Origin of the sequence: Achromobacter sp. AONIH1 (assembly GCF_002902905.1) — a bacterium.
GTDB lineage: Bacteria > Pseudomonadota > Gammaproteobacteria > Burkholderiales > Burkholderiaceae_B > Achromobacter.
Map to the genome: position 1 here is coordinate 739,308 of NZ_CP026124.1, position 12,262 is coordinate 751,569.

Here is a 12,262-nt window from a genome sequence, read left to right on the forward strand (position 1 = left end):
GCCTCTCGCCCTGGCCCATGCCGAACATCATCGATTCCTGACCTCCTTTCCTTTCGCCCTGCGTTCCCGGCAGTTACATGGAACGCGTCACGCGCACGGTTGATTCGGTCGGCACGATGCTCCATCAACCGTCGCCCGGATCGCCGCCCCTACCTTCGGCCCGACCTGGCAATGCGCCGCTTTGACCGCGGCAAGGGAAAGTTATGTCTTTCGAAAACCTCGGCCTCGCGCCTGCCCTGTTGTCCGCCGTGCAAGACGCCGGCTTCAGCACCCCCACCGCCGTGCAGGCCGCCGCCATTCCCCAGGCCCTGGCCGGCCATGACCTGATGGTGTCCTCGCAGACGGGCAGCGGCAAGACCGCCGCCTTCATGCTGCCGGCGCTGCACCGCATCGCCCAGATGCCCGCCAACAAGGGCGTCGGCGTGCAAGTGCTGGTGCTGACCCCGACCCGCGAGCTGGCCTTGCAGGTCACCGACGCCACCGCCACCTACGGCCGCAAGCTGGCCGACCTGCGCACCGCCACGGTCGTGGGCGGCATGCCTTACGGCGCGCAACTGAAGGCGCTGTCGCGCCGCGTGGACGTGCTGGTCGCCACCCCCGGCCGCCTGATCGATCACCTGAACGCCGGCCGCGTCAAACTGAACACCGTGCACACGCTGGTGCTGGACGAAGCCGACCGCATGCTGGACATGGGCTTCATCGAGGACATCGAGACCATCATCGGCCGCCTGCCGGAAAGCCGCCAGACGCTGCTGTTCTCGGCCACGCTGGACGGCACCGTGGCCAAGCTGGCCGCCCGCATGATGCGCGAACCGCAGCGCATCGAGATCGCCGGCGCCAAGGAAAAGCACACCAACATCACGCAGAGCCTGCTGTACGCGGACGACGCCAGCCACAAGATGCAGCTGCTGGACCACGTGCTGCGCGACGCCTCGCTGGATCAGGCCATCGTCTTCACGTCGACCAAGCGCGGCGCCGACGATCTGGCCGACCGCCTGGCCGACCAGGGCTTTGCCGCCGCCGCCCTGCACGGCGACATGAACCAGCGCCAGCGCACCCGCACCCTGACGCAACTGCAGCGCGGCCAGCTGCGCATCCTGGTGGCCACCGACGTGGCCGCCCGTGGCATCGACGTGCAAGGCATCAGCCACGCCGTGAACTTCGACCTGCCGATGCAGGCCGAGGACTACGTGCACCGCATCGGCCGCACCGGCCGCGCCGGCCGCAACGGCCTGGCCTACACGCTGGCCACGCACTCCGAGCGCCACAAGGTTCGCCGCATCGAGCACTACATCGGCCAGTCGATCACGCCCGAAGTCATCGCCGGCCTGGAACCCCAGCGCACGCCGCGTCCGTCCACCGGCGGCCCGCGCGGCGGCAAGCCCTTCGGCAAGCGCCCCGGCGGCGGCTACCAGGGCAACCGCGAAGGCGGTTACCGTGGCGACCGCGAAGCGCGTCCGTCGCGCCCGTTCGGTGACCGTCCCGCTTTCGGCGACCGTCCGCAACGTGAAGGCGGCTTCCGCGCCGAGCGTTCGTTCGGCGACCGCCCGCAGCGCGAAGGCGGCTTCCATGGCAAGCCCTCGTTCGGCGACCGTCCGCAACGCGAAGGCGGTTTCCGCGCCGAGCGCTCGTTCGGCGATCGCCCGCAACGCGAAGGCGGCTTCCGCGCCGAGCGTTCGTTCGGCGACCGCCCGCAGCGCGAAGGCGGTTTCCAGGGCAAGCCCTCGTTCGGCGACCGTCCGCAACGCGAAGGCGGCTTCCGTGGCGGCGACCGCCCCTACGGCGACCGTCCCAGCTTCGGCGACCGCGCCCAGCGCGATCCGCGTCCGTTCAACGAGCGCGGCCCGCGTGAAGGCGGTTTCCGTGGCGGCGACCGCCCCAGCTTCAACGATCGCGCCAGCTTCGGCGACCGTCCGCAGCGCGAAGGCGGTTTCCACGGCAAGCCCTCGTTCGACAAGCGCGACGGCGGCAAGCGTTTCAGCAAGCCGGCAGGCGCGCGCCGCGGCTAAGCCCCGCTCGCGGGCGCGGCGCGAGCCGCGCCTCGCCAGCTGAAAAACACCCCAGGCATCGGATGCTTTCCGACGGCTGGGGTGTTTTGCTTTGGGAGGCTGAATCCGGCGGCGCGCCGGCGACGCATGGCTCGATGCCGGCTATGCGCCGCCCGCGCCCAGCAGCATGCTGATCTTGCGGGCCACGCTTTGCACCAGGGGAATGATCTCGTGCATGCGCGCCTCGTCGGTGTAGGCGTCCGTGCTGGTCACGCTGATCGATGCGACGATGGCGCCGCTGGCATCGCGCACGGGCGTGCCCACGCAGCGGATGCCGTCGACGTTTTCAGCCAGGTCGAAGGTATAGCCCTTGGCCGCATAGACCGCCATCGCGGCCAGCCATTCATCCAGCGGCAGGCGTCCGCCCATGCCCTTGGCGGCTTCCTGTTCGTAACGCTGTTTCCACGCGGCGGGCCCCTGGTCCAGGATCAGCGCCTTGCCCACGCTGGTGCTGCATACGGGCTTGCGGCCGCCGATGCGCGTGTTGACCTCGATGGGCCGCTGGCCGCCGATCTTGTCGAGATAGATGATGCCTTCATCTTCATCCAGCGCGGCCAGGTGCACGGTGTCCTGCGTCTGGGCGGCCAGCTCTTCGAGCAAGGGCCGCGCCGTCGTGGTGATGGCGGAGTCGCGGTAGGCCATGAAACCCAGCTCGACCAGCCGGCTGCCCAGGCGATAGCCCTTGCGCGGCTCGAAGCGCAGATAGCGGATCTGCACCAGCGCCGAGGCCAGCCGGTGGGTGGTGCTGAAGGCGATGCCGGTCCGGTCGGAGATGTCCTGCACGCTGCGGCAGCCTTCGGCCACCGCGCTGACCACGTCGAGTCCACGGAACAGAGTCTGGCTGGCAAGCGGTTTGGCTGTCTTGGCGGCCTTTCCGGCCTTGACGGTCTTGTCGACGGATTTTTCGGTCATGTGCTGAGCAGAGGGTGACGGAACGTGAGGCATCGACGGCCAGCGGCGCCGGCGGCGCCGATGCGACACGCGTCCTGCGCGTCACGTATCCAGCGGTTGCCCGGTACGGTCTTTGGTGAAGCCGACCGCGATCAGCGACACCGCGGCGCAAAGGACGATGAAGACCGCCACCGGGACATAGCTGCCATCATAGCGGGCCAGCAGGGCGGTGGCGATCAGCGGCATCGGTCCGCCGACCAGCGCCGCGCCCACCTGATAGCCGAGCGAAACGCCGGTATAGCGCACGTTCGGCGGAAAGCTCTCGGCGAAGAACGTGCCCAGCACGGAGCCGTAGGTGGACCAGATGATGGAAAAACCCAGCACCACGGCGGCCGTCGCGATCAGCGCCGAACCCTGGTTGAGCAGCCAGAAATACGGCAGCGCGTAGAGGGCGATCGCCACCGTGCCGCACGCGAACACCTTCTTGCGGCCAATGCGGTCCGACAGGGCGCCGAAGTACAGCATCACCGGCACAGCGATCAGCGCGGCGACCAGCACCACGTTCAGCGCCTGAACGCGCGGATAGCCCAGGCCCACCAGATACGAGATGGTGAAGGTGGCGAAGAGAAAGAAGGTGCTGGTCTCGACGAACTTGGCGCCGATGGCGATCAGCACGGCGCGCCAATGCCGGGTCAGCGTCTCCACCAGAGGCATCTTGCGCTCCCCGGCATTCTTGGGATTGTCCCGGGCTTCGGCGGCCACCTTGCGGAAGGACGGCGTTTCCTCGACCTTGTTGCGGATCCACATGCCGATCAGCACCAGCACGATGGACAGCACGAACGGAATGCGCCAGCCGTAGGACAGGAAGGCCTCCTCCGAGAACAGCGCGCTCAGGCCCGAGGTGGCGAAGTTGCCCAGCGCCAGGCCGAACAAGGCCCCGGTCTGGGGCACCGCGCCAAAGAAGCCTCGCTTGTGCGCCGGCGAGTACTCCACGGCCAGCAACACGCCGCCGCCCCATTCGCCGCCCAGCGCGAGTCCCTGCAGCAGGCGCAGCAGGGTCAGCAGGATGGGCGACCAGATGCCGATGCTGGCATAGGTCGGCGTCAGGCCGATGAGCACCGTGGACAGGCCCATGATGGACAGCGTGATCACCAGCGTCTTCTTGCGGCCGACGCGGTCCCCCACGTGCGCGAACACGATGCCGCCGATGGGACGGATCAGGAACGCCAGCGCGAACGAGGCCAGCGCCAGCAGTTGGCTGGTGACCGGATCGCTCGACGGAAAGAACAGCTTGCCAAAGACGATGGACGACATCGTTCCGTAGAGGAAGTAGTCATACCACTCGATGGTGCTGCCGACCGCGCTGCCGAACAGCGCGCGCCGGCGGTCGGCCTCGCTGACCGTGGCGGCTTCCGGACGGGCGTGACTGCCCGCCGGCCTGTTGCCCATGGCCGGGCCCGATTGTCTTGTCGACATGAAGTACCTTGCTTGTCTCGTTGATATTCAAATTGTGAGCATCCGCGCGGCGGCCGGAGCCGGCGCGCGGGTGCCAGGCGGCGCCTGGCGGATCAGGCGCGCTGCTTGAGGATGTCCAGCGCCACGTCGACGATCATGTCTTCCTGGCCGCCCACCATGCGGCGCTTGCCCAGCTCGACCAGGATGTCCACGGTCTTGAGCTGGTACTTGGCCGCCGCCGCCTCGGCATGGCGCAGGAACGAGCTGTATACGCCCGCATAGCCCAGCGCCAGCGTCTCGCGGTCCACCCGCACCGGACGATCCTGCAGCGGACGGACGATGTCGTCGGCCGCGTCCATGAGCTTGTAGAGATCGGTGCCGTGGTTCCAGCCCATGCGGTCGATGGCGGCGATGAATGCTTCCAGCGGCGCGTTGCCCGCGCCCGCGCCCATGCCGGCCAGGCTCGCGTCCACGCGGTCGCAGCCTTCCTCGACGGCGACGATGGAATTGGCCACGCCCAGGCTCAGGTTGTGATGGGCGTGCATGCCGGTCTGCGTTTCGGGCTTGAGCACATCCTTGAAGGCGCGGAAGCGGTCCCGCACGTCCTGCATGCCGAGCGCGCCGCCGGAGTCCACCACGTAGCAGCAGGTCGCGCCGTAGCTTTCCATGAGCTTGGCTTGCCGCGCCAGCGCCTGCGGTTCGGTCATGTGGCTCATCATCAGGAAGCCGACGGCCTCCATGCCCAGATGGCGGGCGTACTCGATGTGCTGGCGCGAGACGTCGGCCTCGGTGCAATGCGTGGCCACGCGCACCACGCGCACGCCGGCGTCATAGGCGTTCTTCAGGTCGTGCACGGTGCCGATGCCGGGCAGCAACAGCGTGGCGATCCTGGCGTGTTTAACCTCGCTGGCCACGGCCTCGATCCATTCCAGATCGGTGTGCGCGCCGAAGCCGTAGTTGAAGCTGGAGCCCTGCAGGCCGTCGCCGTGCGCGACCTCGATGGAATCGACCTTGGCCTCGTCGAGCGCCCGGGCGATGCGCCGGGCCTGTTCAACACTGTACTGGTGGCGGATGGCGTGGCTGCCGTCGCGCAGCGTCACGTCGGAGATATAGATTTTCTTGGCTTGGTTCATCGTCTGTCACCGCCCTCAAACAAGCGCCGCGGCCGCCAGCATGCGGCGGGCCATGTGTTCCGCGGTGCGCAGGCCCGCGCTGGTCATGATGTCCAGGTTGCCCGCATAAGCAGGCAGGTAATGGGCCGCGCCCTCGACTTCCAGGAAGATCGAGGTCTTCAGCCCGGTGAGCGCCTCGCCCACGCCGGGCAGGCGCACGGGCGTGTCGATGCGGTCGAACTGCACCTTCTGCTTCATGCGATAGCCGGGCACGTAGGCCTGCACGGCGGCGGCCATGTTCTCGACCGAACGCGCGATGGCGTCCTCGTTGGCCAGTTCGCTCAGCGTGTAGACGGTGTCGCGCATGATCAGCGGCGGCTCGGCCGGATTGAGCACGATGATGGCCTTGCCGCGCGTGGCGCCGCCCACCGCCTCGATGGCCTTGGACGTCGTTTCGGTGAACTCGTCGATATTGGCGCGCGTGCCGGGGCCCGCGCTCTTGCTGGAGATCGACGCCACGATTTCACCGTAGTGCACCCTGGCCACGCGCGATACGGCCGCGACCATCGGGATCGTGGCCTGGCCGCCGCAGGTCACCATGTTCACGTTCAGGGCGTCCAGGTGGTCCTCGCCGTTGACCACGGGAATGCAGTACGGGCCGATGGCGGCCGGCGTCAGATCGACCATGCGGATGCCGGGCTTGAGCGCGCGCAGGAATGCGTCGTTCTTCACGTGGGCGCCGGCGCTGGTGGCATCGAACACGAAGTCGATGTCCTGGAATACCGGCAGGCGCGCCAGGCCTTCGACCCCTTCATGCGTGGTGGCCACGCCCAGCCGCGCCGCGCGGGCCAGGCCGTCCGATTGCGGGTCGATGCCGACCATCGCCCCCATTTCGATGTGCTGGCCATGGCGCAGGATCTTGATCATCAAGTCCGTGCCGATGTTGCCGCTGCCGATGATGGCGGCCTTGAGTTTGCGTTGGGCTGTGGACACTTGGCTCCTTCCTTTCTCCGAACACCGTCGTGGGTTTCCTGTTTCCTTATTGGCCGGAGTGTAGGTAGGTTTTTTTAAATTATCAATATATAAGTATTGATCTCATATAGTGAGTATTTAGAGAAAACCATCGCAGGACGACCTGCCGGTCCCCTGACAGTCTTGCCAGTACGGGCGCATGCCGCCCCCCGGCTAAAATTCCCGGATTCCTCACATGGCCGCTACATGCAACGCCCCGCTCCCGCCAATCTCCCGCCCCTGGATCCCGCCTCCCTCGAACACAGCGCCGCCGCGGCCGATCATCTGCGCGCGGCCATCCGGGCCGCGTCCGGATGGCTGCCGTTCGACCACTGGATGGCAGAAGCGCTGTACGCGCCGGGGCTGGGCTACTACGCGGCCGGCAACGTCAAGCTGGCCGACCCAGCCGACGCCGCCGCGCTGCCGGCGGGCGACTTCGTCACCGCGCCGCAGCTCACGCCGCTGTTCGCGCGCACGCTGGCGCGCCAGGCCGCCGACGTGCTGGCGCAGACCGGCACGTCCGCCGTACTGGAATTCGGCGCCGGCACCGGCGCGCTGGCCGAAGGCGTGCTGCGCGAGCTGGACGCGCTGGGCCAGGCGCACACCGACTACCTGATCCTGGAAGTGTCGGCCGACCTGCGCGCGGTCCAGGCCAAGCGGCTGGCGCCCTTCGGTGCGCGCGTGCGCTGGCTTGACGCGCTGCCGACGTCCTTCTCGGGCTGCGTGCTGGCCAACGAAGTGCTGGACGCCATGCCGGTGTCGCTGTTCCGCTGGAGCGAAGACGCAATGCCGCTGGAACGCGGCGTGGCCTTGGGCGCTCACGACGAATTCGTCTGGGAAGACCGCCCGGCCAGCCCCGCGCTGGCGGCCGCGCTGGCCGAGCGCATGCCGGCCCTGCCCGGCTATGTATCCGAGATCAATCTGCAGGCCGAGGCCTGGATCGGCGCGATGGGCGGCTGGCTGGAACGCGGCGCGGCGCTGCTGATCGACTATGGCTTTCCGCGCAGCGAGTACTACCATCCGCAGCGCGCGGGTGGCACGCTGATGTGCCATCTGCGGCACCACGCCCATGGCGATCCCTTCACCGCGCCGGGCCTGCAGGACATCACCGCCCACGTGGACTTCACCGCCATGGCCGACGCCGCGCAGGCGGCGGGGCTGCAGGTGCTGGGCTATACCTCGCAGGCGCGCTTCCTGATGAACGCCGGCCTGATGGAGCTGCTGGCGCAGCTCGACCCCTCGGATGCGGCCGCCTATGCGCGCGCCGTCGCGCCGGTGCAGAAGCTGCTGTCGGAAGCCGAGATGGGCGAGCTGTTCAAGGTGCTGGCGGTGGGCCGTGGCATCACCGCGCCGCTGCGCGGCTTCGCGCGCGGCGACCGGCTCGGCAAGCTCTGAACCTGGGCGGCAACCCTGGAAAAGCCGCGCGCCAGGCTGCGCGGCGGTTTGACGGCGCGTCCCGATCGTGAAGACGCGCCCCCGCCTTGAAGACGCCTCCCGGCCTCAGTTCGCCGGCGACGCCAGCGCTGCCAGGCTCGCCAGCCGGGCCTGCCTGACCCCTTCCTTGATGCGTGCCGGATCGCCCGCGCAAGCGCGCGCGATGGCGCCGGCGTCCACGCCGCGCGCCGCGTCCACGCGAGCCTGCCATGCAGCGTCATCAACGGTCCGCAGCACGGCGGCCGCCTGAATCAGATCCATGAAGCGTTCGGGCTTGCGCAACGCGTCGGCGCGCTCGATCAGCGCCAACTGCGCATTCGCGCCGTCCTGTCGGTCGACCGCCTCCAGGCCGGACAGCATCTCCGGCAGCAGACGCGCGCAATCATTGCATTCGGTGGGCACACGCAGACGCCGGCCCAGGGCTTCGCGCTCGGGCGTCAGCCGGCACATCAGCGCATAGCGCGACGCCAGCGGCAGGCCCAGCGTGGCGGCCCGGTCCACGTCCGCGCCCACGGCCGCCGGCTCCCGCAATTCCGGCATCACCCGCGCCAGCGCGCCGGACTGGTGCAACACGTCCAGCATGCGCGACGGCTTGACGGTCATGAGGCCGCGCGACAGTTCCTTCCACACGCGCTCGGCCACCAGCGCGTCGGCCTCGCCGGCCTCGACCATGCGGCGGCACAACGCCAGCGTCTCGGGCGCGATGCTGAAATCGGCGAAGCGCGCCGCGAAGCGGCCCAGCCGCAGGATGCGCACGGGGTCTTCCTCGAAGGCCTCGCCCACGTGGCGGAACACGCGCGCGCGCAGGTCGGCCTGGCCGCCCAGCGGGTCGACCAGCTCGCCATCGGGCTTGCGCGCAATGGCGTTGACGGTGAGATCGCGGCGGCGCAGATCGTCTTCCAGCGTCACGTCGACACCGGTATGGAAGGTGAAGCCCTTGTAGCCGTGGCCGGACTTGCGCTCGGTGCGGGCGAGCGCGTATTCCTCTTTGGTGCGCGGATGCAGGAACACCGGAAAATCGCCGCCCACGGGCATGAAGCCCCGGCGCGCCATATCCTCGGGCGTGGCGCCGACCACGACCCAGTCCTGATCGCCGGCCGGCAGGCCCAGCAGGGCGTCGCGCACCGCGCCGCCCACGATATACACCTGCAGGCCCTGGGTTGCGGGGTCCTGCGTCATGGCAGCGTGGTGCTTTCGGCGCCCAGGGGCACGACCTTGCCCAGCCGCTCCTTCAGGGATTGAGGCTGGCCGCTGAACATGGCCGCGTAATAGACAGAGTTCGACATCACGTTCTTGACGTAGGTGCGCGTCTCGTTGAACGGGATGGTCTCGGCGAAGATCGCGCCCTCGACCGGATGCGTGAAGGTGGAACGCCAGTTGTGCGGCCGCCGCGGGCCGGCGTTGTAGCCGGCGCTGGCCAGCATCTGCGAACCGTCCAGATCGCGCAGCACCATGTTCAGATAGTTGGTGCCCAGCTCGGTGTTGGTGTCGAAATCGTTGACGCTGGCGGGCGTGAAATCGGTCATGCCGATCTTGCCCGCGACCCATTTTGCGGTCGCCGGCATCAGCTGCATCAGGCCCGACGCGCCCACATGCGAGCGCGCGTCCATGATGAAGCGCGATTCCTGGCGGATCAGGCCGTAGACCCAGGCCGGGTCCAGCGCGATGGCGTTGGCCTTGGCCGTGACGCGGCCCTCGAAGGGCGCGATGAAGCGCTGGCTGAAATCGAATTCCTTCTCGGTGCGGTCCGAGGTGTTGACCACACGGTCGTAGATGTTCTCGGCGCGCGCCAGCTCGGCGGCCGCCATCAGCTGGCGGTCGCTCATGCCGCGCAGCGCGAAGTTCCATTCAGGCACGGCCTCGGCGCGCCAGCCCAGCCGGAACAGCTGCACGGCACGGCGCAAGCCAGGGTTGGCGCGCGCCTCGGCGATCTCGGCGTCGGTGATCGGCGCGGGACGCGGCGGCACCGTGATGCGGCGGCCCAGTTCCTCGGCGGCCAGCTGGCCGTAAAAGTCGAAACGGTCGGCGATGCTGGCGTAGGCGGCCTGGGCCTGGTCCTTGCGGCCGGTGGCGGCCAGGCCGCGCGCCTTCCAGTAGACCCAGGAGGTGTCGGCGCGCTGGGCCGGCGGCATCTCGTCGATGGACTCGATGACCCACTTCCAGTCGATCTTGGGCTGGCGCAGCGCCGCCCGCACCTTCCAGCCGGCGTTGTACTCGGTCATGCGGATATGGCCGGCCTCGTGGTACCAATCGTTGGCGCGGCTGTCCAGGTTCAGCGCGGCGGCCAGCGCGTACTGGCCGCGCACCCAGGCGAGATTGGACTTGGCCATGGACTTGGCCCATTCGCGGCGCAGGTAGGAATCGGCCACGCTGACGTCGGAGCGGGCCAGGCGCGCCAGCGCGATGGTCACCAGCTCTTTCTCGTTGCGGCCCACCGGCAGGCGGTCCTGCCGGGTGAGCCACTTCATCGGATCCTTGATGAGCAGGTCGTAGGTCTTCTGGTCGCGCGGCTCGAACATGTACTGCACGAACTTGCGCGCGTCGGTGGTCTTGTTGGCCTCGATGGCGTCGCGCAGCTGCGGCTCAAGCTCGTCCCAGCCCAGGACGCGATCGGCCACCAGCTGGTCGTACAGGCCCCAACAGGCGGTGCCGGGCTGGAACACGGCCATGGCCTGGGCGGCGGTGGCGCGCTGACCGCTCATGTGCTTGGCGTCGAGGATCGCGCATTCGATCTGCGCGTTGCTGTTCTTCACCGGCGCCAGCTTGCGCACGGTGTCGAAATCGCCGCTGCGGGCGGCGGCCAGCAGCCAGTCGCCGCGCAGGCGGTCGGCCAGGTAGGCGTCGGGGTTGCCGCTGATGAAGCGCTGCAGGTCGGCGTTGGGCCGCCCGCCGGCCGGCGGCGACCACAGCTGGTAACGCAGCAGCCAGTATTCCGGGTACATGCCCAGCGGGTCGGACTTGGCCTGGGGCACCAACGCGCCCAGCACCGACCACTGCTTGCGGTTCATGGCCTCGCGCGCGGCCTGGACGGCGGCCAGCGCGGGCGTGTCGTTGGTGGGCGGCAGGCCGGCCAGCACGGCCGGCGGCACGGCGATGGCGGGCTGCGACGCCTGGGCGACGGGCTGGGGTTGCGGATTGACCGAGGCGCTGCGCTGCTGCGCGTCGACCGGCGCGCAGGCGGCGGTGAACAACGCCAGCAGCGGCAGCCAGCGGCGCAGGCCGGCGCAGGCCGGCGCCGCGTCGGCGGCGGACGCCGGCCGCGCGGATTTCTGATACCGTCCGGATTGCAGGGCGTGTGCCATGGGTGTCTTCCTCACGTGCCAGCCTTGTTCTGCGCCTGGTCGCAGGCCTGCATTCTTGCTTTCATTTTCCACCCTCGTTACCGCTACCGCATGACTACGCAAAATACTCCAGAGGATACCGCAGTCCCGCTGCGCGCGCGATTGCGCCAACTGCGCGCCGACATGCCGGAAAACCAGCGCAGCCGTGGCGGTCTGCTGATGCGCGCAAGGCTGTTCACTTGGCTGAACGCCGCCCGCGACGAAGCGGTCAAGGCGGGCCGCCGCGCGCCCTCCATCGTGGCCGCGTTCTGGCCCATGGAGGACGAACCCGACCTGCGCCCGCTGCTCGAGCAATGGGTGGAAGCCGGCATCACCGTGGTGCTGCCGGTGGTGCGCGAACGCAACGCCCCGCTGGCCTTCCTGCCCTGGACGCCGGACGCCCCCATGCGCAGCGGCGCTTACGGCATCCAGGAACCCGCCGCGGGCGACGAACTGCCGCCCGACGTGGTGCTGGCGCCCACGCTCGGCTTTACCCAGTTTGGCGACCGCGTGGGTTACGGCGGCGGCTACTACGACCGCACGCTGGCCGCGCTGCGCGACGGCGGCCAGCCCTTCACCGCCATCGGCATCGCCTGGAGCTGCGGCGAGCTGGACGCCGACTACGAGCCGGCCGAACACGACTACCCGCTGGACGCCATCCTGACCGAGGACGGCTGGGTGCCCGAGGCGCCGCTGTCGCAACCCGGCAAGGGCGGCAAGACGCTGTTTTCCTATCGGCTCGGCTGAGCCTGGCCCCGCCCCGGGGCCCGCGCCGCGCACCATTTCCGCCCCGCGCCCTTGCACCAAAACGGTGCGATCTGTAACATCAACCGTCGGCAGGCCCGCCGAACGCGGGCCTGCACCGCCCTGATCACTTCGGTGAGCGCTCACTGACCGAGCGGCATCGAATCCCCTGCCAGCCCGGCCGCAAGCCCCGGCCGCCGCCCACTCCACCCAGGCCAGCAGCGCCACGCGCCCTGGTCCAACCTGT

Annotated in this window: 9 protein-coding genes; 3 read left to right on the plus strand and 6 right to left on the minus strand. The window is 69.0% G+C overall.

Annotation, left to right across the window (positions count from 1 at the left end):
* Positions 1 to 203: 203 nt before the first annotated feature.
* Complete coding sequence (locus tag C2U31_RS03415) at positions 204 to 2,009, plus strand: DEAD/DEAH box helicase (protein WP_103271556.1); 1,806 nt, start codon at positions 204 to 206, stop codon at positions 2,007 to 2,009.
* A gap of 141 nt (positions 2,010 to 2,150) precedes the next feature.
* On the opposite strand, the gene C2U31_RS03420 is transcribed toward C2U31_RS03415, so the two are convergent.
* The 4 genes from C2U31_RS03420 to C2U31_RS03435 form a co-directional block, all read right to left on the minus strand.
* Positions 2,151 to 2,960 carry an IclR family transcriptional regulator gene (locus C2U31_RS03420; RefSeq protein ID WP_103271557.1) on the minus strand — a complete coding sequence of 270 codons (810 nt, stop codon included), beginning with the start codon at positions 2,958 to 2,960 and terminating at the stop codon, positions 2,151 to 2,153.
* 81 nt (positions 2,961 to 3,041) lie between these two features.
* Entirely contained in the window at positions 3,042 to 4,415 is a 1,374-nt protein-coding gene (locus C2U31_RS03425) for an MFS transporter (protein WP_233772626.1), read from the minus strand.
* Between the two features lie 92 nt (positions 4,416 to 4,507).
* The gene (dmpG, locus tag C2U31_RS03430; RefSeq protein ID WP_103271559.1) at positions 4,508 to 5,527 is read right to left on the minus strand and encodes a 4-hydroxy-2-oxovalerate aldolase; all 1,020 of its coding nucleotides are present in this window, start codon (positions 5,525 to 5,527) and stop codon (positions 4,508 to 4,510) included.
* A gap of 15 nt (positions 5,528 to 5,542) precedes the next feature.
* Entirely contained in the window at positions 5,543 to 6,433 is an 891-nt protein-coding gene (locus C2U31_RS03435) for an acetaldehyde dehydrogenase (acetylating) (protein ID WP_233772805.1), read from the minus strand.
* Positions 6,434 to 6,724: 291 nt separating this feature from the next.
* Here C2U31_RS03435 and C2U31_RS03440 point away from each other — a divergent pair, with 291 nt between their 5' ends.
* A complete protein-coding gene (locus C2U31_RS03440) occupies positions 6,725 to 7,912 on the plus strand; it encodes a class I SAM-dependent methyltransferase (protein ID WP_103271561.1) in 1,188 nt (395 codons plus the stop codon).
* A gap of 105 nt (positions 7,913 to 8,017) precedes the next feature.
* Here the strand turns inward: C2U31_RS03440 and C2U31_RS03445 are convergent, their stop codons facing one another.
* The gene (locus tag C2U31_RS03445) at positions 8,018 to 9,130 is read right to left on the minus strand and encodes a CCA tRNA nucleotidyltransferase (RefSeq protein ID WP_103271562.1); all 1,113 of its coding nucleotides are present in this window, start codon (positions 9,128 to 9,130) and stop codon (positions 8,018 to 8,020) included.
* Positions 9,127 to 11,253, minus strand: coding sequence for a lytic transglycosylase domain-containing protein (locus C2U31_RS03450; protein ID WP_103271563.1), 2,127 nt, complete (start codon positions 11,251 to 11,253; stop codon positions 9,127 to 9,129). Before C2U31_RS03450 ends, C2U31_RS03445 begins: the two co-directional genes overlap by 4 nt.
* A gap of 90 nt (positions 11,254 to 11,343) precedes the next feature.
* Here C2U31_RS03450 and C2U31_RS03455 point away from each other — a divergent pair, with 90 nt between their 5' ends.
* Positions 11,344 to 12,018 (plus strand): 5-formyltetrahydrofolate cyclo-ligase, encoded by a 675-nt coding sequence (locus C2U31_RS03455; RefSeq protein ID WP_103271564.1) that lies wholly within the window; start codon positions 11,344 to 11,346, stop codon positions 12,016 to 12,018.
* Positions 12,019 to 12,262 lie beyond the last annotated feature (244 nt).